20 protein-coding genes and 1 tRNA gene are annotated in these 20,296 nt (G+C 74.7%); 11 read left to right on the top strand and 10 right to left on the bottom strand.

What is annotated here, in order from left to right; translation table 11 throughout:
- Positions 1–11 precede the first annotated feature (11 nt).
- The gene (locus HNR61_RS02540; protein WP_220508862.1) at positions 12–680 is read right to left on the bottom strand and encodes a cysteine hydrolase family protein; all 669 of its coding nucleotides are present in this window, start codon (positions 678–680) and stop codon (positions 12–14) included.
- Positions 681–714: 34 nt separating this feature from the next.
- Positions 715–1,221 (bottom strand): MarR family winged helix-turn-helix transcriptional regulator, encoded by a 507-nt coding sequence (locus tag HNR61_RS02535; RefSeq protein WP_182841466.1) that lies wholly within the window; start codon positions 1,219–1,221, stop codon positions 715–717.
- Between the two features lie 98 nt (positions 1,222–1,319).
- On the opposite strand from HNR61_RS02535, the gene HNR61_RS02530 reads away from it, so the two are divergent.
- From HNR61_RS02530 to HNR61_RS02510, 5 genes are read left to right on the top strand one after another with little or no spacing between them, the layout of a single operon-like run.
- Positions 1,320–2,519, top strand: coding sequence for an MFS transporter (locus tag HNR61_RS02530; protein ID WP_182841465.1), 1,200 nt, complete (start codon positions 1,320–1,322; stop codon positions 2,517–2,519).
- Between the two features lie 41 nt (positions 2,520–2,560).
- A complete protein-coding gene (gene aroA, locus HNR61_RS02525; RefSeq protein WP_182841464.1) occupies positions 2,561–3,844 on the top strand; it encodes a 3-phosphoshikimate 1-carboxyvinyltransferase in 1,284 nt (427 codons plus the stop codon).
- 32 nt (positions 3,845–3,876) lie between these two features.
- On the top strand, positions 3,877–4,869 hold the full coding sequence (gene rsgA / locus HNR61_RS02520; protein WP_182841463.1) for a ribosome small subunit-dependent GTPase A: 993 nt from the start codon (positions 3,877–3,879) through the stop codon (positions 4,867–4,869).
- 52 nt (positions 4,870–4,921) lie between these two features.
- Positions 4,922–6,445 (top strand): serine/threonine-protein kinase, encoded by a 1,524-nt coding sequence (locus HNR61_RS02515; RefSeq protein WP_182841462.1) that lies wholly within the window; start codon positions 4,922–4,924, stop codon positions 6,443–6,445.
- Positions 6,446–6,493: 48 nt separating this feature from the next.
- The gene (locus tag HNR61_RS02510; protein ID WP_182841461.1) at positions 6,494–7,981 is read left to right on the top strand and encodes an FAD-binding oxidoreductase; all 1,488 of its coding nucleotides are present in this window, start codon (positions 6,494–6,496) and stop codon (positions 7,979–7,981) included.
- On the opposite strand, the gene HNR61_RS02505 is transcribed toward HNR61_RS02510, so the two are convergent.
- A complete protein-coding gene (locus tag HNR61_RS02505) occupies positions 7,978–8,820 on the bottom strand; it encodes a hypothetical protein (RefSeq protein WP_182841460.1) in 843 nt (280 codons plus the stop codon). The two genes, HNR61_RS02510 and HNR61_RS02505, sit on opposite strands and share 4 nt — an antisense overlap.
- A 122-nt stretch (positions 8,821–8,942) precedes the next feature.
- Here HNR61_RS02505 and HNR61_RS02500 point away from each other — a divergent pair, with 122 nt between their 5' ends.
- The 3 genes from HNR61_RS02500 (at position 8,943) to lhgD (ending at position 11,284) form a co-directional block, all read left to right on the top strand.
- On the top strand, positions 8,943–9,746 hold the full coding sequence (locus tag HNR61_RS02500) for an inositol monophosphatase family protein (RefSeq protein ID WP_182841459.1): 804 nt from the start codon (positions 8,943–8,945) through the stop codon (positions 9,744–9,746).
- A 99-nt stretch (positions 9,747–9,845) separates the two neighbouring features.
- Positions 9,846–10,043, top strand: a complete 198-nt coding sequence (locus HNR61_RS02495) for a tail-anchor membrane protein (protein WP_182841458.1) — start codon at positions 9,846–9,848, stop codon at positions 10,041–10,043.
- Between the two features lie 44 nt (positions 10,044–10,087).
- Positions 10,088–11,284, top strand: coding sequence for an L-2-hydroxyglutarate dehydrogenase (gene lhgD, locus HNR61_RS02490; RefSeq protein ID WP_182841457.1), 1,197 nt, complete (start codon positions 10,088–10,090; stop codon positions 11,282–11,284).
- On the opposite strand, the gene HNR61_RS02485 is transcribed toward lhgD, so the two are convergent.
- From HNR61_RS02485 to HNR61_RS02475, 3 genes are all read right to left on the bottom strand, one after another.
- On the bottom strand, positions 11,281–12,759 hold the full coding sequence (locus tag HNR61_RS02485; protein ID WP_182841456.1) for a carboxylesterase/lipase family protein: 1,479 nt from the start codon (positions 12,757–12,759) through the stop codon (positions 11,281–11,283). The two genes, lhgD and HNR61_RS02485, sit on opposite strands and share 4 nt — an antisense overlap.
- 152 nt (positions 12,760–12,911) lie before the next feature.
- Positions 12,912–12,985: transfer RNA gene (locus tag HNR61_RS02480), tRNA-Met, on the bottom strand.
- Between the two features lie 38 nt (positions 12,986–13,023).
- On the bottom strand, positions 13,024–13,635 hold the full coding sequence (locus tag HNR61_RS02475) for a TetR/AcrR family transcriptional regulator (protein WP_182841455.1): 612 nt from the start codon (positions 13,633–13,635) through the stop codon (positions 13,024–13,026).
- Between the two features lie 102 nt (positions 13,636–13,737).
- On the opposite strand from HNR61_RS02475, the gene HNR61_RS02470 reads away from it, so the two are divergent.
- Both HNR61_RS02470 and HNR61_RS02465 read left to right on the top strand, forming a co-directional pair.
- Positions 13,738–14,583 (top strand): oxygenase MpaB family protein, encoded by an 846-nt coding sequence (locus tag HNR61_RS02470; protein ID WP_182841454.1) that lies wholly within the window; start codon positions 13,738–13,740, stop codon positions 14,581–14,583.
- Between the two features lie 55 nt (positions 14,584–14,638).
- A complete protein-coding gene (locus HNR61_RS02465) occupies positions 14,639–15,739 on the top strand; it encodes a beta propeller repeat protein (RefSeq protein WP_182841453.1) in 1,101 nt (366 codons plus the stop codon).
- On the opposite strand, the gene HNR61_RS02460 is transcribed toward HNR61_RS02465, so the two are convergent.
- Positions 15,736–16,539: an SDR family oxidoreductase gene (locus HNR61_RS02460; RefSeq protein WP_182841452.1), complete on the bottom strand. Its 804-nt coding sequence runs from the start codon at positions 16,537–16,539 to the stop codon at positions 15,736–15,738. The genes HNR61_RS02465 and HNR61_RS02460 overlap by 4 nt on opposite strands.
- Positions 16,536–17,894 carry a cytochrome P450 gene (locus HNR61_RS02455; protein WP_182841451.1) on the bottom strand — a complete coding sequence of 453 codons (1,359 nt, stop codon included), beginning with the start codon at positions 17,892–17,894 and terminating at the stop codon, positions 16,536–16,538. The genes HNR61_RS02460 and HNR61_RS02455 overlap by 4 nt, the downstream gene beginning before the upstream one ends.
- 210 nt (positions 17,895–18,104) lie before the next feature.
- Here HNR61_RS02455 and HNR61_RS02450 point away from each other — a divergent pair, with 210 nt between their 5' ends.
- Positions 18,105–18,764 (top strand): L,D-transpeptidase family protein, encoded by a 660-nt coding sequence (locus HNR61_RS02450; RefSeq protein ID WP_182841450.1) that lies wholly within the window; start codon positions 18,105–18,107, stop codon positions 18,762–18,764.
- Here HNR61_RS02450 and HNR61_RS02445 read toward each other — a convergent pair.
- Both HNR61_RS02445 and HNR61_RS02440 read right to left on the bottom strand, forming a co-directional pair.
- Positions 18,761–19,846 carry a GDSL-type esterase/lipase family protein gene (locus HNR61_RS02445; RefSeq protein ID WP_182841449.1) on the bottom strand — a complete coding sequence of 362 codons (1,086 nt, stop codon included), beginning with the start codon at positions 19,844–19,846 and terminating at the stop codon, positions 18,761–18,763. The genes HNR61_RS02450 and HNR61_RS02445 overlap by 4 nt on opposite strands.
- Positions 19,843–20,250: a hypothetical protein gene (locus tag HNR61_RS02440; RefSeq protein WP_182841448.1), complete on the bottom strand. Its 408-nt coding sequence runs from the start codon at positions 20,248–20,250 to the stop codon at positions 19,843–19,845. Before HNR61_RS02440 ends, HNR61_RS02445 begins: the two co-directional genes overlap by 4 nt.
- Positions 20,251–20,296 lie beyond the last annotated feature (46 nt).

Below are 20,296 nucleotides of genomic sequence, written 5' to 3'. Positions count from 1 at the left end.
GTCGGCGGCGGTCACCGGCCGGCGGGGTGGAGCAGGGCCAGCAGGTCGTCGGTCGGGCGGACGTCGCCGAAGGAGCGGTAGAAGGTGTGGAGGGTCGCGTTGTGCTCGGCGTCGGTGCGGGCGGCGTTGGCGTCGGCGACCATGACGGTGCGGTAGCCGAGGGTGGCGGCGTCGCGGGCGGAGGACTCGCAGCACACGTTGGTGATGGTGCCGGTGATCAGGACGGTGTCGATCCCGCGCGCGTCGAGCAGGCCCGGCAGCGGGCCGCGGCCGGGGAAGAACGCGCTGGGGGCGGTCTTCTCGGCCAGGATGTCGGCCGGGTGCGGGGTGAGGCCCGGCCAGAGGCGGTCGGCCGGCGGGCCCTCGCCGCCGCAGGCGCGGTGGATCTCGTAGACGCGCGGGCCGAAGAACTCCTCGCGGGCGGGCAGGCGCTCGCCGGGGGCGGGCAGTACCCAGGCGACGGTGCCGCCCGCCGGGCGCAGGGCGGCCGCCAGGCGGGCGATGTTCGGGACGATGGCGCGGCCGTGGGGGTTGGCCGTGACGAAGAACGGCACCATGTCGATCACGACCAGCGCGGTGCGGGACGGCGTCAGGCTCTCGAACGCGAAGCGGCGGCCCCGGCGCTCCTCGTGCCGGGCGTACTCGCGCGGGTCGATCCACCACCGGTGTCCGGAGGTCACGGGCGTCCCCTCTCGTCGGTTCCCGGCGGTCCCGTCAGAGCGTGTCGCCGTTGGACAGCAGGAGCTTGCGGAGCAGGGACGCCAGTTCCTCGCGCTCGGCGGGGGCGAGCGCGGACAGCAGGCGGTCCTGGCCCGCGACATGGTCGGCGACGGCCGCGTCGATCACACGGCGGCCCTCGCCGGTGAGGGTGATCAGGACGCTGCGGCGGTTGCCGGGGGCGGTCTCGCGGGTGACCAGGCCGCGGTCGGTCAGCCGGTCGATCCGGTTGGTGATCGCACCGGAGGTGACCAGCGACGCCTCGCTCAGCGCGCCCGCCGTCAGCCGGTGGGGGGGGCCGGCGCGCAGCAGCGTGGCGAGGATGTCGAACTCCCACGGCTGGAGGCCGTGCCGGGCGAAGACCGCGCGCATCTCCCGGCCGAGCACGTGGGAGGCCCGGGAGACGCGGCCGACCACGCCCATCGGCGCGGCGTCGAGATCGGGGCGCGCGGACGCCCACTGCGCCAGCACGCGGTCCAGATGGTCCTCGGCCTGGCCCGTCATCGCGACTCCTCGACGTTGAACTGTTTGACGTAAAGGTATCCGAAGCCTACTCTGCTCAACGTTGAACATTTTAACGTTGAGATTTAGAGGTGATCCCCATGCACGCCGACACCGCCGTCCCGGCCATGGAGACGCCGCGCCCGGCCGTCCCGTTGCGGAGCCGGCTCGCGGTCATCGCCATCGCCGCCGCCACGTTCGCCATGGTCACCGTCGAGTCCCTGCCCGTCGGGCTGCTCACCTCCATCGGCGGCGGGCTCGGCGTCTCGCCGGGACTGGCCGGGCTCACCGTGACCCTGCCGGGCCTGCTCGCCTCCGTCTCGGCGGTCGTGCTGCCGGTGCTGATCCGCCGGACGGACCGCCGGCTCGTGCTGCTCGTCCTGCTCGCGGTCATGCTGGTGGCGACGCTCGCCTCCGGCCTCGCGCCGAACTTCGCCGTGCTGCTGACCGCCCGGTTCTTCGTGGGGATCGCGATCGGCGGGTTCTGGGCGCTGGCCGCGAGCGTCGCCGTGCGGCTGGTGCCCGAGCAGCACATCCCCCGGGCGACGGCGCTGGCGTTCGGCGGGGCCACCGCCGCCAACGTCCTCGGCGCGCCCGCCGCCACCCTCGTCGGCGGGCTCACCGACTGGCGGATCGCGTTCCTCGTGGTCGCCGGGCTCGGCGCGTTCGTCGCCGCCGCCCTGTACGCGCTGCTGCCCCAGCTGCCCGCGACCGATCCGATCCGGCCGCGCACCCTCGCCGCGCAGCTGCGCGTCCCGGCCGTGCGGATGGCGGTGACGGCGACGTTCCTGCTGGTGGGCGGGCACTGGGCGGCGTTCACGTTCGTCAGCCCGATCCTCCAGCAGATGTCCGGGCTGGACGAGCGGCTGATCGGCCCGGCGCAGCTCGGCTTCGGCGCCGCCGGGATCGCGGGGACGTTCCTGGCGGGCTCGGCGGCGGCCCGCGACCCGCGCCGCGTGCTCCTGGGCACGGGCGTGCTGCTGACGGCCGCGCTGGCGCTGTTCACCGTCGCGGGGCAGACCCCGGTGGGCGGGGTCGCGCTGCTGCTGGTGTGGGGGCTGGCGTTCGGCGCGGTGCCGGTCGGCGTGCAGACCTGGATCTTCCGGGCGGCCCCGGAGGCGGCCGAGGCGGCGACCGCGCTGAACACCGCCCTGTTCAACCTGGCGATCGCGGTCGGCGCGCTGGCCGGTGGCCTGGTCGTGGACGGCGCGGGCACCGCCGGGGCGCTGTGGACCGGCGCGGCCCTCGGCGCCGTGGCGACCCTGGCGGTGTGGGCGGGCGGCCGCTCCCTCACCCGGTGAGGGGCGGGCGGTGGCGGGCGACCGGCCGATAGCCTTGGGGCATGCCCTCAGCCACGCCGCAGGAACACTGGCCTGCCCCGGTCGCGTCCGCGCCGGTCGACGCGACCGTGCCGCTGCCCGGCTCCAAGTCCATGACGAACCGGGCGCTGATCCTGGCGGCCCTCGCCGACGCGCCCGGCACCGTGACCCGCCCGCTGCGCAGCCGCGACAGCGAGCTGATGGCCGGGGCGCTGCGCTCGCTCGGCGTCGGGGTCGGCGAGGACGCCGGTGACTGGCAGGTGCTGCCCGGCGAGCTGGCCGGCCCCGCCCGCGTGGACGTCGGCCTGGCCGGGACCGTCATGCGGTTCCTGCCGCCGGTCGCGGCGCTGGCCTCCGGCGAGGTCCACGTGGACGGCGACCCGCGCGCCCGCGAACGGCCCATGGGCCCGATCATCCGGGCGCTGCGCGCGCTCGGCGTGGAGATCGACGACGGGGGCCGGGACGCGCTGCCGTTCACCGTCCACGGCGCCGGCGGCGTCGAGGGCGGCACCGTCACCATCGACGCCTCCGGCTCCTCGCAGCTGGTCTCCGGCCTGCTGCTGGCCGCGCCCCGGTTCGCCAAGGGCGTGGAGGTCCGGCACGAGGGCCCGCCGGTGCCCTCCGCCCCGCACCTAGCGATGACGGTGGCGATGCTGCGCGAGGCGGGCGCGATCGTCGAGACCGAGCGGAACGTCTGGCGCGTCGCCCCCGGCCCGCTGCGCGGCCGCGAGTGGGTGATCGAGCCCGACCTGTCGAACGCGGCGCAGTTCCTCGGCGCGGCGCTGGTGACCGGCGGGCGGGTGACCGTCCCGGACTGGCCGGCGAGCACCACCCAGCCCGGCGACGCGCTGCGCGGCCTGCTGGCGGCGATGGGCGCGGAGGTGGCGCTCGGCCCGGACGGGCTGACCGTGCGGGGCACCGGCGCGTTCTCCGGCCTGGACGCCGACCTGCACGAGGTGGGCGAGCTGACCCCGGTGCTGGCGGCGCTGGCGGCGCTCGCCGACGGGCCGTCCCGCCTCACCGGCATCGCGCACCTGCGCGGCCACGAGACCGACCGGCTCGCCGCGCTCGTCACCGAGATCAACGGTCTCGGCGGCGACGTCCGCGAACTGCCCGACGGCCTGGAGATCCGCCCCCGCCCGCTGCGCGGCGGGGTGTTCCGCACCTACGACGACCACCGGATGGTGATGGCCGCCGCGCTGCTGGGGCTGGCCGTTCCCGGCGTCGAGGTGGAGAACGTCGCCACCGTGGGCAAGACACTCCCGAACTTCACCGAGCTGTGGACCGCCATGCTGGAGGGTGCTTGATCATCATGCTGCCTGTTCGAGGGACCGGGTAAGTGGCCCGGCGAGCACGCGACTACGACGAGGACGACGTCCGGGTCCGGCCGTCGCGGCGGGGCTCGCGGCCCCGCACCCGGATCCGCCCCGCGCACGAGGACGCCGTCGAGGGGTTCGTGGTGGCGGTCGACCGGGGGCGGTACCGCTGCCTGGTCGAGGACCGCACCGTCACCGCGATGCGCGCCCGCGAGCTGGGCCGCAAGGGCGTGGTCGTCGGCGACCGCGTCGCGCTGGTCGGCGACGTGTCCGGACGGCCCGACACCCTCGCCCGGATCGTCCGGGTCGAGCCCCGCGGCTCGACGCTGCGGCGCACCGCCGACGACACCGACCCGTTCGAGCGGATCATCGTCGCCAACGCCGACCAGCTCGCCATCGTCACCGCCCTCGCCGACCCCGAGCCGCGCCCCCGCCTGATCGACCGGCAACTGGTGGCCGCCTACGACGCGGGCATGCACCCGCTGCTGGTGCTCACCAAGGCCGACCTGGCCGACCCCGACGCGCTGCTCGCCGAGTACGCGTCGCTCGGCGTGCCCGCCTTCGTCACCCAGCGCGGCGGCGACCTGGCCGGGCTGCGCGACCTGCTGCGCGGCCAGATCACCGTGCTGGTCGGGCACTCCGGCGTCGGCAAGTCCACCCTGGTCAACGCGCTGGTCCCGGACGCCGAACGCGCCGTCAGCCATGTCAACGCCGTCACCGGCCGGGGCCGCCACACCTCCTCCTCGGCGCTGGCGCTGGAACTGCCGGACGGCGAGGGCTGGATCATCGACACCCCGGGCGTGCGGAGCTTCGGGCTGGCGCACGTCAGGCCGGAGAACGTCATCAACGCGTTCGAGGACCTGGCCGAGGGCGCCGCCGAACGCTGCCCGCCGCACTGCGACCACCTGCAGTCCGAGTGCGGCCTGGACTCCTGGGTCGCCGACGGCCACGCCAGCCAGGGCCGTCTGGACTCGCTGCGCCGCCTGCTGCGCAGCCGCGAGGGCGAAGCGGACTGACCGCCCCGGATAACCGCCCCCAAGGGGCGATCATGTCGATATCGTCCCTTTCATGCCGCAGGTGATAGCAGACCGGTACGAACTGGTCGAGGCGCTGGGGCGCGGGGGCATGGGCGCGGTGTGGCGCGCCCGCGACCGCACGCTGGCCCGGGAGGTCGCCGTCAAGGAGGTCGTCCTCCCCACCGGACTCTCCCCCGAGCAGGTGGAGCGCGTGTACGCCCGCACGTTCCGGGAGGCGCGGGCGGCGGCGCGGCTGGACCACCCCGGCATCGTCACCGTGCACGACGTGGTGGAGGAGGACGGCCGCCCCTGGATCGTGATGCGGCTGGTCCGCGCGCCCGCGCTGGACAAGGTGATCCAACGCGAGGGGCCGCTGCCGCCCGCCCGGGTCGCCGCGATCGGCCTGGACCTGCTGGCCGCGCTGCGCGCCGCGCACGCCGCCGGGATCGTGCACCGCGACGTCAAGCCCGGCAACGTGCTGCTGCCGCCGCAGGGCGCGGTGCTCACCGACTTCGGGATCGCGACGGCGACCGGCGACGAGACGCTGACGGCGACCGGTGCGATCGTCGGCTCCCCCGCCTACCTGGCCCCCGAGCAGGCCCGGCACCAGAAGGCCACGCCCGCCTCGGACCTGTGGTCGCTGGGCGCGACGCTGTACGCGGCGGTGGAGGGGCGTTCGCCGTTCCAGCGCGGCGACGTGTGGGGCGTGATGGCGGCGCTGCTGTCCGACGACCCCGACCCGGTGCGCAACGCGGGCCCGCTGCGCCCGGTCCTGGAGGGCCTGCTCCGCAAGGACCCGGCCCGGCGCCTCCACCCCGACGAGGCCGAACGCCTCCTCCGCCCGATCGCCGCGACCCCCTCGGCCCCCGCGTGGTCGTCGCCGATGGGCACCGGCCTGCCGAGCGGCCGCGACGCGACGCTGCCGCCCCTCCCGCCGCCGCCCACCGAAGGCGTGCCGGCGCCCTCCCGCCCGAACCGGTGGCCGTTGCTGGTGCCCGCCGGGGTGCTCGCGCTCGCGGTGGTCATCGCGGTCGTGACGGTGCTGGCGTTCACGGCCGACGACCCGGGCCCGAGGGGCACACCATCGAGCGGCCAGGGGACGGGACCGTCCTCCGCGTCGACCGGTGACACCCCCGGCGGCTACCAGACGTACCGGGGGTCGAGCTTCGTCGCCCGCATCCCCAAGGGCTGGACCGCGGAGTCCGGCCAGGACAACGACGTGACCTTCACGGATCCGTCGAAGGAGAGCACGCGCGGCATCGTCGTGCAACGCGTCCTGCCCGGCTCCACCGACAACTCCGTCCAGCTGCGGAACCTGTCGGAGAGCTTCAAGAGGGACTCGACGGAGTGGCCGGACTACGACGAGCAGCAGTTCCGCACCCTCTCCTACCAGGAGGGGAGGGCCGCCGAACTGGAGTTCACCTTCACCAAGAGCGGCAAGCCGGGGCGCGCCCAGGTCCGGATCTTCACCTACCAGGGCGCGACGTGGATGGCCATCCTCGCCGCCAAGCGGGACTCCTGGTCGTCGACGAGACCGCTGTTCGAGGAGTTCCTGCGGTCGTTCCGGCAGCCGTGATCCGGCGATCCCCCGAATCTTTCCGGCGATCCCGGTGAGGATGACGGGATGAACCGACGCGGGTTCCTCGTCGCGGCGGCCGGGACGCTGGCCGCCGCCTGCTCCGACCGTCCCCCCACGACCGCCCCGCCCGCCCGGACGGCCCCCCCGGCGGCGTCCCCCTCCCGGACCGGCCCCGCCGACTGGAACGCCCTCGCCGAAGGACTGGAGGGGAGGCTGATCCGGCCCGGCGAGGCCGGCTACGACGCGGCGCGGCGGCTCCACATCCCCCGGTTCGACCGGATCCGGCCCGCCGGGATCGCCTACTGCGGGAACGAGCAGGACGTCGCCGAGTGCCTGACGTTCGCCGCCCGTCAGGGCCTGCCGGTCGCGGTGCGGTCCGGCGGCCACAACTACGCCGGTTGGTCCACCGGCACCGGCCTGGTCGTGGACGTCTCCCCGCTGGACCGGGTCGAGGTCGAGCGCGGCCGGGCCGTCGTCGGCACCGGCACCCGCCTCATCGACCTGTACGACCGGCTCGCCGCCGCGAAGGCGCTGGTCCCCGCCGGAACGTGCCCGACCGTCGGGATCGGCGGCCTGACGCTCGGCGGCGGCATCGGCCCGTTGACCCGCGCCTACGGGCTGACCTGCGACGTCCTGGAGTCGGTGCGGATCGTCACGCCCGACGGGCGCGTCCGCGAGTGCGACGCGCGGCGCGAACCCGACCTGTTCTGGGCGTGCCGGGGCGGGGGCGGCGGGAACTTCGGCGTCGCGACCTCGTTCGCGTTCCGCACGCACGGGGCCGAGGACCTCACCGAGTTCACGGTGCGGTGGCCGTGGTCGCGGGCCGCCGACGCGGTGCGCGGCTGGCAGGAGTGGGCCCCGGCCGCGCCCGAGGGGATCTGGTCGAGCCTGCAGATCGAGGCCGACCCGGCGTCCCTGTCGATCACCGGGTTCGCGCTGGACGACCCCGACGCCGAACTCGACCGCTTCACCGGGAAGGTCGGCGGATCGCCCGACGTCACCACGCGGCGTCTGTCCTACCTGGCCGCGATGAAGCTGACCGCGGGATGCTCGGGCCGGTCGGTCGGCCAGTGCCACACCCGCGGCGACCTGCCCGGGCAGCGGCCCGAGGGGAACTACCCGCGCACCGAGTACACCGCCAAGTCCCACGTCGCCCACCGGCCGCTGCCGCCCGACGCGATCGACGCGCTGGTGGACCGCTTCTCCGGAGGGGGCCGGCCGGGCCGTTCGGTGCTGATGGACGCGTTCGGCGGCGCGATGCGGCGGACGCGGCCGGGCGACACCGCGTTCCCCCACCGCGAGGCGCTGTTCTGCGTCCAGTACCTCGCCGACACCGGCGACCGGGACTGGCTGCGCGGCACCCACGACGCGGTCGGCCGCCGCCTGCCCGGCGCGGGCGCCTACGTCAACTACATCGACCCGGAGCTGGCCGACTGGCGGCGCGCCTACTACGGCGCGAACCTCGACCGCCTGGCCAGGATCCGCGCCACCTACGACCCGAACCGCCTGCTGCGCTTCCCCCAGGCCCTCTAGTTGCTGGTCAGGTCCTCCAGGAGGGCCCGGGCGTGGGCCTCGGCGTCCTTCAGGGCCTTGACGTGCTCGGGGGCCAGCTCCTCCACGCAGCGGGTCATCTCGTGGGTGACGTGGCTGAACGCCGACTCCTCCGCGCCCCGCAGCGCCGCCCGCACGCTCGCCGAGCGCGCTCCCAGCGTCGCCCACTCCAGCTCCAGGCGGGCCACGGCCTCGTCGAACGTCCGCGCGACCTCGGCGCCCTCCCGCTGGAGGTCCTCCGGGATCGGCCCGCGCCCCGACTGCCGCGCCCGCAGCGACAGCGCCGAGATCCGGCTCGCCAGCTCCAGCCCCTCGCGGGCCAGCGGCAGCACGTCGTGGATCAGGTCGGTGACGGCCTTGGCCAGCTCCTCCACGCGGGTCAGCAGCGTCGCGGTGGCCCACTCCAGCGCCGCCGACGTGCGCGCGGCGACCCGGTCGGCGACCTCGCGCTGGCGGCGGCCGAGCTCCGGCACCACCTCGGCCTCCAGGCGGCGGCGCAGCTCGGCGCCGGTGACCCGGGTCTCGCCGGACTCGCTCCAGGCCGACCAGATGCGTTCGATGCGTTCGTTGCCGGACGCGGTGATCTCCGCGGTGATCTCGTCGAGGGCCTCGCGGGCCCGTGCCTTGAGCCGCTCCACCCGCCCGTACAGGGCCTCCCGCCGGAACGGGTCGTTGAGGTCGCTGAGCAGCGACTGCAACCGGCGGGACACGTCGATGGAGTGCTCGGCCAGCGGGACGAGCCGGTCGGCGAGCTCGTCGAGCGTCTGCGCCCGGCGGGGGTCGGTCAGCTCGGCCACCCACCCGGGAAGGTCGTGCGCCATGCCCCCCATGGTGTCACCGCCGCGCCGCCGGGACCGGCGCAACGCACCGGGCGCGGTCACGGAAAGCGTCCGCTCCCGGTAACGCTGTCGGCGAAAGGCGTGATCACGGTACCGTGGCGGCCGTGGCGGGCTATTCCGATGATCTGCGTCTGGCGCACATCCTCGCCGACGGAGCGGACGACATCACGACCCGGGCCTTCCGCGCGCTCGACGCGCCGGCGCTGGGCCGCCCCGACCTGTCGCCGGCCGCCGAGACCGACCGCAGCGTGGAGGAGCAGGTGCGCGGCACCCTGAGCCGGGCCCGGCCCCGCGACGGGGTGCTCGGCGAGGAGTACGGCCGCACCGGGTACGGGCAGCGCGTCTGGATCGTCGACCCGATCGACTGCCCGGAGAACTTCGTGCGCGGCGTCCCGGTGTGGGCGACGATGGTGGCGCTGCTGGAGCACGACGAGGTCGTCGTCGGCGTCGTGTCGGCCCCCGCGCTGAACCGCCGCTGGTGGGCGGCCCGTGACGGCGGCGCGTGGACCGGCCGCAACATCAACCGCGCCCAGCGCATCCGGGTCTCCCAGGTCGCCAAGCTGGCGGACGCGTCCCTGTCCTCCTCCGACCCCGCCGGATGGGAGCGCCACGACCGCCTGGACCACTTCGTGAACCTGACGCGGTCGGTGTGGCGGACGCGGTCGTTCGGGGACTTCTGGTCGCACATGCTGGTCGCCGAGGGCGCGGTGGACATCTCCGCCGAGCCGTCGGCGTCGCTGTGGGAACTGGCCGCCTGCCAGGTCGTCGTGGAGGAGGCGGGCGGCATGTTCACCGACCTGTCGGGGGTGCCGAGCCCCGACGGCGGCAGCGTGCTGTGCACCAACGGCCGCCTGCACGCCGAGGCCCTGCGGGCCCTCGGCGGGGGACCGCTGTCCCTGCGGGTCTGAGCCCCGCCTCTGGCCGATCGCCAACTCGCGACATATCGTGGAACGGCGGACGACGTCGGCTCGTTGTCCGGTTGGGCGGCTCCGTTCTCGGAGGTGGAGATGTCGACCCAGACCAAGATCGTCATCGGTGGTGTCGCCGTCGGGCTGCTGACACTGTGGATCTTCCCGTGGTGGATCACCGCGCTGATCATCCTCGGGGTCGTGGGCCTGCCGGTCGCCGCCTACCTGGCACTGGACCCGTCGCAGCGCAGGCGGGTGCGCGCCCAGGGACGCAAGCGCCTCGGCAGCGGCCACTGACCCCGGGGCGGCCCGGCCCCGGCGGGGGCCGCTAGGGTTCGGCCGTGGCGCAGGAGCGGATCGGGGTCGTCGGAGCGGGGATCGTCGGGCTCGCGGTGGCGCGGCGGCTGGCCGAACGGCGGCCGGACGCGCGGATCACCGTCCTCGACAAGGAGGACCGGATCGCCGCGCACCAGACCGGTCACAACAGCGGCGTCGCCCACGCGGGCCTGTACTACACGCCCGGTTCGCTGAAGGCGCGGCTGTGCCGCCGCGGGATCGGGCTGCTGAAGGAGTACTGCCAGGACCGGGGCCTGCCCTACGTGGAGTGCGGCAAGGTCGTGGTCGCGCGGAGCCTCGCCGAGCTCGAACCGCTGCTGGAGATCGAACGCCGCGCCACCGCCAACGGCGTCCCCGGCCTGCGGCGGCTGCGCGGCGCGGAGCTGGCGGAGATCGAGCCGCACGCCGAGGGCGTGGCGGCGCTGCACTCCCCCACCACGGCGATCGTGGACTTCCCGGCGGTCGCCGCCTCCTACGCCGAGGACGTGCGGGCGGCCGGGGGCGAGGTGCGGCTGGGCTTCGAGGTGACGGCGCTGCGGCGGGCCGGGGAGCGCGTGGTGGCCGCCTCGCCGCGCGAGGAACTGGTGTTCGACCGGCTGGTGGTGTGCGCGGGGTTGCAGTCGGACCGGGTGGCGCGGCTGGCCGGGGACGCGCCCGCGCCCGCGATCGTGCCGTTCCGGGGCGAGTACTGGCGGCTGCGGGCGGAACGTTCCCATCTGGTGCGGGGGCTGATCTATCCGGTGCCCGACCCGCGCTACCCCTTCCTCGGCGTGCACTTCACGCGGCGGGTGGACGGCGGCGTGGACGTGGGCCCGAACGCGGTGCCGGCGCTGGCGCGCGAGGGCTACCGGCGGCGTGACGTGCGGCCGCGCGACGTGTGGGACATCCTGCGGCAGCCCGGCTTCCGCGCCCTGGCGCGCCGGCACTGGCGGACCGGGGTGAGGGAGATGTACGGGTCGGCGGTGAAGGCGGCGTTCGCGGCCGAGGCGCGGTCGTTCGTCCCGGAGCTGCGCACGGCCGACCTGGTGCCCGCGCCGGCGGGGGTGCGGGCCCAGGCGGTCGACCCGGACGGCACGCTGGTCGACGACTTCCGGATCGGCCGGCTGGGCCCGGTCGTGACGGTCCGCAACGCGCCGTCCCCGGCGGCCACCTCGTCCCTGGCCATCGCCGAGTACGTGGTGGACCAGCTGGCGGACCGCTAGACCGGGACCTCCCACAGCGCGCGGTCCTCGCCGCGCGGATCGTCGACCAGGGGGTTCTTCTCGCCGTCGAACACCTGAACGGTCCGGGTCGCCGTGTCGTAGCGCTCCCAGCCGGGGTCGCCGTCGCGGGCGAACGCCACCCACGCGCCGTGCATGGCGCCGGCGAGTTCCCGCGGCGGGTTCGGCCCGGCCAGCTCGGCGGTGTCCGGGGAGCCGAGGTTGTCGAAGGTGAAGCCGAGCTCCAGGGCGTGGCAGGCGCCGAGGTCGTGGTTGGGGGAACGCCAGGCGAACTCGTACATCCAGGTGTTCCCGGCGTGCGCGGCGGCGGCGCGGTGGGCGGGGACGCGGAACATGTGGTCGGTGACCAGCAGGGCCAGCAGTTCCCCGGCGGTGAGGTCGGCATGGCGTTCCCGGTAGGTCTCCAGCACCCCGGCGGGGACGCCCATCCCGGCCGCGATCGGCCCGACCAGGTCGAAGGTGAGCAGCCCGGCGAGCCCGGTCGGCATCAGGAACAGTCGGAACTCCTCGGCCGTGTACCCGATCAGCAGGTCGGCGCCCGCCCCCGCCCCGTCCGCGATCGCCCGCTGCGCGGGCCGGGTGAACAGGTCGTCCAGCACCGGCACCATCGCCATCGAGCACGCGGCGGTCGTCACGCCCCACCGTCCGGGGTCGGGCAGCGCGGCGACCTCGGCGGCGACGGCGGCCTGCACCGGGATGATCGTCGCGGGGTCGAGGGCGGCGAACGCCTCGGCGGTCGGCGCGACGCCGAGCCGGGCCGCGACCTCCCGGGTGACCAGCATCGCGTCCTCGGGGGTCTGGTGGACCGCGCCCGCGCCGCTCTGCGCGATGACCCGGCGGAACAACCCCTCCTCGGCCAGGCCGAGCGACAGCAGCGTGGTCACGCTCATCCCGCCCGCCGACTCGCCGAAGATCGTGACGTTGCCGGGGTCGCCGCCGAACGCCGCGATGTTGTCGCGCACCCACTCCAGCGCGGCGATCTGGTCGCGCAGGCCCCGGTTGTCGGGCGCGCCGGGCAGGTGCGCGAAGCCCTCGACGCCGAGCCGGTAGTTGATGGTCACGCACACGACGCCGTCGCGGGCGAAGTTCGCGCCGTTGTAGACCGGGACGGATCCGGAGCCGTTGCGGAAGGCCCCGCCGTGGATCCACACCATGACGGGCAGGCCGGACGCGCCGGGGCCGGGCGTCCACACGTTCAGGTTGAGGCAGTCCTCGCCGGGCCGGTCGGGATCGGGGATGAGCCGGTCCATCGGCCGGGGGTAGGGCGGCTTCGGCGCGGTCGGCCCGTACTCGGTCGCGTCGCGCACGCCGTCCCAGGGCTCGGGCGGCCGCGGCGGCCGGAAGCGGTCGGCCCCGAACGGCGGCGCGGCGTAGGGGATCCCCAGGTAGGCGGCGACCCCGCGGTCGGTCTTCCCCCGGACCTTCCCGTACGCCGTCTGAACGACCGCCGCCTCCATATGCGCCCCTCCGGTTCTAGAACAAGATTCGACAACCTGAGGGTACGGGACCGCCCGGCCCCCATCCAGGGCCCGCCACCGCCGGCGTCCGCCCCCTCCCGCACGCGCGAACGCCCGGACCGCCGGTCGGGCGGTCCGGGCGTTCCGGACGATGGCGGAGGCAGGATTCGAACCTGCGATCTCCGGCTTATGAGGCCGGCGGGGTTCCGAGCTCCCCCACTCCGCTGCCTTCGACGGTAGGGGGCTCCGGCCCCGCCGCTCCATTCATTTTTTCGGGATCAGCATCCGGGTCAGGTGGTCGCGGGCGAACGCGCGGATGGACGCCTCGTCCTCCAGCGGCAGGCCGCCGCCCGGCAGCAGCAGGAACGACACCGCCAGCCGCAGCAGCACCTCCGCCACGGTGTCGGCGTCGTCGGCGTTCCCGAAGCGGCGCAGCTGGTCGGCGAGGATGTCGCGGGCGGCCAGCATCACCGCGCCGCCGTTCATGGTGAGCTGCGGCAGGAACGCCTCCGGCTCGCTCTGGAGCACCCGCGTCATCAGCGGGTGCGTGCGCGCCCCCCGCAGCCCGGCGACGAACCCCTCCACGACGGCGTCCTCGGGGGTGGGCAGGTCCTCGGTGGCCTCGGCGATCGCGGTCAGGAAGCGCCGCACCTCGCGCAGGATGACCGCCTGGAGGAGCTGCTCCTTGTTGGTGAAGCGGCGGTAGATGGTGGTGCGCGCGACGCCCGCCCGCCGGGCGACGTCCTCGACGCTGACCCGGCGCAGCCCGTAGGTCTCGAACTCGGCCAGCGCCGCGTCCAGGATGCGGGCGTCCAGGTCGTCGAGGTCGGGGGCGCTGGCCAGCAGTCCGGCCAGCGGGGTCGCGTCCGTGGTCATATCCGCACCCTAACCGGGGTGTCCGCCGCCCTGGAACGTCCTGGAGGCGCAAAGCTACAATATCCGTTACTTTGTTCTTCCCTCGCGTCCCCGGCGGTGCACATGACGAGCAAGGCCGATCCGGCCCCCCTCGGCCCGACCTCCCTGACCTGGCGATACTTCGGCGACACCCGGATGCTGCTGGTCGGCCCGCGCGCCGCCGTGCTGCAGAACATGCTCCCGGCGCTCGGCCAGGGCGTGCTGGACCACTCGGTGTTCTTCAAGGAGACGTTCGCGCGGCTGCGCCGTTCGGCCGGGCCGATCCTCGACACCGTCTACGGCGGCGCGGACGCGGCGGCCACCGGCCGGAAGGTCCGCGACTACCACCACGGCATCAAGGGCACGCTGCCCGACGGCTCCCGCTACCACGCGCTGGACCCGGAGACCTACTACTGGGCGCACGCGACGTTCCTGGACCACATGCTGTACGGGATCGAGACGTTCGTGCGCCCGCTGTCGGAGGCGGAGAAGCGGCGGATCTACGAGGAGTCCAGGACCTGGTTCCGGATGTACGGGGTCAGCGACCGGGCGATGCCGGAGGACTGGGAGGCGTTCCAGGCGTACTGGAAGCGGATGCTGGAGGAGGTCGTCGTCCCGCACCGGACGGCCCGGTACGGCGTCGGCTACGTGACCAAGGGACTGCCCGCGCCGCCGCGGGTCCCGAAGGCGGTCTGGAGGAGGGTCTCCCCGCCGCTGAACGCCGTCGCGCGCCTGCTCACCGTCGGCGGGATGCCGCCGCGCCAGCGCGAGCTGCTGGAGCTGCCGTGGAGCGAGGCCGACGAGCGCCGCTACCGGCGGTTCGCGGCGGCCGTCCGCGGGCTGGGCCGGGCGTGGCCGCTGCTGCCGGAGGCGGTCCGCTACCTTCCGCAGGCGCGCCGCGCTTTCGTGCGCGAGAGTCGTCCGCGTTGACAACCGGTGTCCCCCCCGCGACGTCTTAGAGAAAAGATCAACACGGGGAGGACACATGCGCGTCAGAACACGAGGAACGGTCGTCGTCGTGGCGGCCCTGCTACCCGTCCCGCTCACGGCGGGGGTCGCCGCGGCCGCGCCGGCGCCGGTGCAGAAATGGAAGGTCACCTCGGTCGGCCGCCTGCCGGTGTACGACTCCATGAACGACCTCGCCGCCGTCGGGAAGAAGAGCGCCTGGGCGGTCGGTGAGGCGTCGGACCCCAAGACCGGAGGCATGGCCCCGCTGGTGTACCGCTGGAACGGCGCCAAGTGGGCCCCCGCCAAGGTCCCCGCCACCGGAGGCGTCGGCCTGCACCGCGTCGACGCCACCTCCGACCGGGACGTGTGGGCGTTCGGGGAGGACGGCTCGGCCGCGCGGAACGTCACCGCCTACCACTGGAACGGCCGCTCCTGGCGGGCCGCCGGCTCCGTCGGCGGCGGCGGCGTCGACGCCGTGGACGCGGTGTCGCCGAAGGACGTGTGGGTGGCCACCGCCGGCGGCCTGCTGCGCTGGAACGGCCGCACCTGGCGCGCCGTCTCCGTCCCCGGCGCCCGCCACCTCAGCGCCCTGCACCTCACCTCCGCCAAGCACGGCTGGGCCGCCGGGGTGGACGACCGTTCCCGGGCGCAGGTGTGGCGCTGGGACGGACGGGCGTGGAAGTCCGCCGGGATCCCCCGCACCGGGCTCGGCACGTCGGTGGTCAACGGCGTCCGGCAGGTGTCGGCCAAGGAGGCGTGGGCGGTCGGCGGCAGCGTGAGCCGTCCCGACCCCGACGGCGACGACGAGTACACGCCGCTCGTGTGGCGCTGGAACGGCAGCCGCTGGAGCCGGGTCGCCACGCCCGCCTACCGCTTCGCGCTCTCCCGCCCGGTGCCGGACGGGCGCGGCGGCCTGTGGCTGACCGGCGGCCCGGGACAGCAGGCCGACACGCTCGTCAACCTGCGGGCGGGCCGCTGGAAGAACGCGGGGCTGCCCTCCCTGCCCGGGACGCGCGTCCAGGTGGAGGGCATCGCGCACGTCCCCGGCACCGCGACGCTGCTCGGCGTCGGCACGGGGATCCGTTCGAACGACCCCGCCGACAACCCCGAGAACGCCGCGTTCCTCGCCGCCCGCTAGCCGCGGATGCGGTCGTCGTAGACCTTGCGCGTCTGGGCGTCGTACTCCAGGAAGACCCTGTCGAGTTCGTAGCGCCGCATCACGAACTCGCGGACCCTCTCCGGGAACAGCGCGCCCAGACGCACCTGGCGGCCGTACCGCTCCGGGACGACCGCCTCGGCGCGCGGACGGCCGATCAGCGCGACCACGGCGGCGGCCACGTCCTCCGGCTCGATGTTCTTCTGCCCCTTCGGGCTGCGGGTGCCCGCGATCAGCTCGGTGTTGGTGAACGACGGCAGCACCTGGCTGACGTGGACGCCCGTGCCCAGCATCTCCAGCCGCGTGGACTCGGTGAACGCCACCACCGCGGCCTTGCTGGCGTTGTAGAGGGCGAGGCCCGGTGTCGGCAGCAGCCCCGCGACCGAGGCGATGTTGATGACGTGGCCCCGGCCGCGCGGGCGCATGCGCTCGATGGCGAGCTTGGTGCCGAGCATGACGCCGTGGACGTTGATGTCGATGCAGCGGCGCGCGTCGGCGTCGGACTCGCCGGTCACCGGGCCGATCGGCATGATGCCCGCGTTGTTGACCAGCGCGTACAGCGGTCCGTGCGCCTCCTCGGCCCGGTCCAGGAACGCCGTGAACGACGCGCGGTCGGTGACGTCCACCGTCAGCGCGGTCACGCCCAGCGCCGCTCCCGCCTCCTTGGCCGCCGTCTCGTCGATGTCGCCGATGACGACGGTCGCGCCCCGGTCCCGCAGGGCGCGGGCGGTGGCCAGGCCGATGCCGCGGGCGGCGCCGGTGATCGCGATGACCTTGCTCATCCGGTGGTCTCCAGTCGTTCGAGGCGGACGGGCAGGCCGTCCTTCGGTGAGGGCAGGGAGGTGGTGTCCAGCGGCCACTCGTAACCGGCGGGCACGCTCCACCGGTACCGCAGCAGCCACTGGTGCAGGATGCTCTTGACCTGCATACCGGCGAAGTGCAGCCCGATGCACTTGTGCGCGCCGCCGCCGAACGGCTCCCAGGCGTACCGGTGGACCTTGTCCTCGCGGCGTTCGGGCGAGAACCGTTCGGGGTCGAAGCGTTCGGGGTCGGGCCACCACTCGGGCATGTGGTGGTTGGTCAGCGTCGGCACGACGACGGTGACCCCGGCCGGGACGTGGTGGCCGAGGATCGCGGTGTCCTTGACGGTCCGGCGCGGCAGCGCGGGCACCGGCGCGACCAGCCGCGTCGCCTCCTTCATCACCATGTCGATGCCGGTCATGGCGTCCAGGTCGGCGAACTCCAGGACCGGCCTGCCGAGCGCGCGGGACTCCTCGCGCAGCCGCTCCTGCCACTCGGGGTGCCGGGCCAGGTGGTAGGCCATGGTGGTGAGCGTGATGGTGGTGGTGTCGTGCGCCGCCATCAACGCGAAGATCATGTGGTTGACGACGTCGTCGTCGGTGAAGCGGTGCCCGTCGTCGGTCTCGGCCTGGCACAGCGCCGCGAACAGGTCGTCGCCCCCGTCGCGCCGCTTGGCGGGCAGGTGCGCGCGGAAGAACCCCTCCAGCACCTTCCGGGCCCGCACGCCCCGGTGCCACCGCAGCCCCGGGACCGGGAACCGCACGTACGCGGTCCCGGCCCGCACCGCGTCGATGAACGCGCCGTTGATCCGGTCGGCCTCCGCCCGGTCCAGCGACACCCCCATGAACACGTCGGTCGCCAGGTCCAGCGTCAGCTGCTTGACGTGGTCGTAGACCTTGAAGCCGGGGCCGGGCCGCCAGGCGTCCAGGCTCTCGCCGATGCTCGGGGCCATCATGTCCATGTAGGCGTGCAGCCGCGGCCGGGTGAACGCCTGCTGCATGATCCGCCGGTGGTGCAGGTGCTCGTCGAAGTCCAGCAGCATGATGCCGCGGTGGAAGAACGGGCCGATGAAGTAGCTCCAGGCGGGCCCGTTGGCGAACGCCTTGTCCCGGTTGACCAGCACCTGCTCGGCCGCCTCGGGCCCCTGCACGGTGACGGTCCGCTGCCCGAGCAGCCAGCTCCACGTCACCGGGCCGAACTGGGCGTAGCGTTCCCGCGCCACCTGGAACGGCCGCCGCATCGTCCGCAGCGTGTTGCCGATGTAGGGGGGTCCGGGCTCGCCGATCACCGGCTTGAGACCGCTGCCCTCGGGGGGACGGGCGAGGATGCTGGCCATGGGCCCTCCGAACGTCCGGAACGCGCGACGCGCACCGCCAGGGGGGGTGGAACAAAAGGGCGAAATCTGTAGCTTTGTTGTAACGCACCCGACACCCGGAAGTCCAGAGGCGGCGGCCAGATAATGACTGCCCGGTCATTTGGGTAAAGGGCGACCGGATGTCCGTGTCGTCCCCCGGGTGCCGCCGCCGCCCGGCCCTAGCCTCCGCTCATGATCGTCGCCATCGTCCTCACGGGCGTGCTGACCCTGGGACCGTTCGCTCCCGGCCCCGCGCCCGCGACCGTCCGCCCGGGCGACTCCGGGGCCGCCGTCCTGAAACTCCAGAAACGCCTGCACGCCCTGCGCTACGACCCCGGTGACCGCAACGGCCGCTACGGGAAGGAGACCGAGGCGGCGGTGTGGGCGTTCCAGAAGGTCCACCGGATGAGGCCCGACGGGATCGTGGACGCCCCGGTCCGGCGCGCGCTGGAGCGTCCCCGCCAGCCCCGCCGCCTCGAACGCGGCCCGCGCCGCCGGGTCGAGATCAGCCTGCGCCGCCAGTTGCTCACCGTCTACCGGCGGGGCCGCCCGGTCCTGATCAGCCACGTCTCCTCGGGCACCGGCCGCCACTACTGCGAGAGGGGCGCCTGCGGCGTCGCGCGCACCCCGACCGGCGACTTCCGCGTCTTCCGCCGCGTGAAGGGCTGGCACCGCGCCCGGCTGGGCTACATGTACCGGCCGCTGTACTTCCACGGCGGCTTCGCGATGCACGGGTCGATGAACGTTCCCCGCCGCCCGGCCTCCCACGGCTGCGTACGGGTCCCGCTCCACACGGCCGACCGGCTGGCCCGGCTCGTCCCGAACGGGACCCACGTCCACATCCGCCGCTAGATGCCGAGCGCCCGCGCCACCGTCTCCGCCATTGCCTCGGCCCCGGCGTCGTCGGGGTGCAGGTGGTCGCCGCTGTCGTGGTCCGGCCGCAGCGCCGACGGGTCGGCGGGGTCGCGCAGCGCCGCGTCCAGGTCGGCGACCGCCGCGAAGCCCGCCTCGTTCGCGCGCAGCCAGGCGTTGAGCCGCCGCCGCAGCGCCTCCTCCGCGGCGAGGTCCACCCCCGGCGGCTGCGCGCCGCCGAACGGCGTCACGGTCGCCACGACGGCCGTGATCCCGTGCCGCGCGGCGGTCCCGGCGATGGCGCGGTAACCGGCGGTGAGCTCGTCGAACGTCACCGGCGGCACGTCGAACACCACGGGCATGCCGATGTCGTTGAGACCCACCTGCACGACCGCGTGCGTGACGCCGGGGACCGCCGGGACCTCCCGCGCGAAACGGGCCACACCGCGTTCCCCGAACTCGTCGCTGACCAGGCGGTTCCCGGCGATGCCCAGGTTGACCACCGACGCCGCGGGCACCAGCCGGGCCAGCACGTCCGGGTACCGCCGGTCCGCTCCCGGCGTCGTGCCGACCCCGTCGGTCAGCGAGTCCCCGAACGCGGCCACCACCGGCCGCCCCGCCTCCGCCGCCACGTCGACGCCGCTGAGGAAGAACCCCGACTCGCTCTCCTCCCCGCCCGGGGCGTCCCCGTCCCCGGGCGCGATCCACGTGGTCCGCAACGCGAACGGGTGGTAGGTCGCGGGCCCGGTCTCCTCCGGGAGGTAGGCGCTCACCGTCAGGTCCGCCTCGCCCTTCAGCGGGAAGGCGAACGGATCGCTCACCGCCTCCTCCCCCACGCCCACCGTCACGCGGGCCCCGCCCCCGAACGTCACCGCCGCGCCGCCGGCGACCACCCGCCCGACGACCAGGGGGCGCGCGCCGTAGAGGTTGCTGAACCGCACGCGGAGCCGTTCGCCCTCGCCCCGCACCCGCACGACCTGCCGCACCGTCTGGTCGGCGAACCCGCGCGGCCCGTGCACCAGCGTCATCGACTCGAAGGGGCTCACCATGGCCGACCGGTAGGCCGCCGTCCACGTCGTCATCGCGTTCCCGCCTCCACTTCGGCTTCCTGAGGGACCAACGAGCCCGGCGCCTCCCGCGGACGGCCGGGCAACAGGAAACTCACCGCCAGGACCGCCGCGACCGCGCCGCAGGCGAACCACGCGACCATGGCGGTCCCCACCGACGCGCCGAGCTGGTCGAGCATGTACAGCACCGAGCCGCCCTGCGGGACCCCCGCCGGGGGCGGCGTCCGGTACAGCGCCCCCATCGTCGGCGCGCCGACGCAGCCCAGCCCCAGCGCGAGCGCCACCAGCGCCGCCCCCGCCTCGCCGGTCCGCGACCCGATCTGCGTGAGCGCCCGCGATCCCATCCGGTCCGACAGGCGTCCCGCCAGCGGCAGCGCGAACAGGCTCGCGAACGTCGCCAGCCCGACCGGCCCCAGCACCGGGCGATCCTGGACGCCCTCGCGGACGCCGCCGTGGAGACGTTCC

The sequence above is a fragment of the Actinomadura kijaniata genome (assembly GCF_014138665.1).
In the GTDB taxonomy this organism is placed as follows: Bacteria; Actinomycetota; Actinomycetes; order Streptosporangiales; family Streptosporangiaceae; genus Spirillospora; species Spirillospora kijaniata.
The sequence above is the reverse complement of the archived record's forward strand: the minus strand, read 5'-3'. Positions and strand labels throughout refer to the sequence as shown.

Coding starts and splice junctions, on each gene's coding strand:
- HNR61_RS02515 (WP_182841462.1), top strand. CDS start 4,922: ATGCCGCAGGTGATAGCAGACCGGTACGAACTGGTCGAGGCGCTGGGG.
- HNR61_RS02450 (WP_182841450.1), top strand. CDS start 18,105: ATGATCGTCGCCATCGTCCTCACGGGCGTGCTGACCCTGGGACCGTTC.
- HNR61_RS02535 (WP_182841466.1), bottom strand. CDS start 1,221: ATGACGGGCCAGGCCGAGGACCATCTGGACCGCGTGCTGGCGCAGTGG.
- HNR61_RS02455 (WP_182841451.1), bottom strand. CDS start 17,894: ATGGCCAGCATCCTCGCCCGTCCCCCCGAGGGCAGCGGTCTCAAGCCG.
- HNR61_RS02465 (WP_182841453.1), top strand. CDS start 14,639: ATGCGCGTCAGAACACGAGGAACGGTCGTCGTCGTGGCGGCCCTGCTA.
- HNR61_RS02505 (WP_182841460.1), bottom strand. CDS start 8,820: ATGGCGCACGACCTTCCCGGGTGGGTGGCCGAGCTGACCGACCCCCGC.
- HNR61_RS02495 (WP_182841458.1), top strand. CDS start 9,846: ATGTCGACCCAGACCAAGATCGTCATCGGTGGTGTCGCCGTCGGGCTG.
- HNR61_RS02445 (WP_182841449.1), bottom strand. CDS start 19,846: ATGACGACGTGGACGGCGGCCTACCGGTCGGCCATGGTGAGCCCCTTC.
- aroA (WP_182841464.1), top strand. CDS start 2,561: ATGCCCTCAGCCACGCCGCAGGAACACTGGCCTGCCCCGGTCGCGTCC.
- HNR61_RS02485 (WP_182841456.1), bottom strand. CDS start 12,759: ATGGAGGCGGCGGTCGTTCAGACGGCGTACGGGAAGGTCCGGGGGAAG.
- HNR61_RS02470 (WP_182841454.1), top strand. CDS start 13,738: ATGACGAGCAAGGCCGATCCGGCCCCCCTCGGCCCGACCTCCCTGACC.
- HNR61_RS02460 (WP_182841452.1), bottom strand. CDS start 16,539: ATGAGCAAGGTCATCGCGATCACCGGCGCCGCCCGCGGCATCGGCCTG.
- HNR61_RS02510 (WP_182841461.1), top strand. CDS start 6,494: ATGAACCGACGCGGGTTCCTCGTCGCGGCGGCCGGGACGCTGGCCGCC.
- HNR61_RS02530 (WP_182841465.1), top strand. CDS start 1,320: ATGCACGCCGACACCGCCGTCCCGGCCATGGAGACGCCGCGCCCGGCC.
- HNR61_RS02475 (WP_182841455.1), bottom strand. CDS start 13,635: ATGACCACGGACGCGACCCCGCTGGCCGGACTGCTGGCCAGCGCCCCC.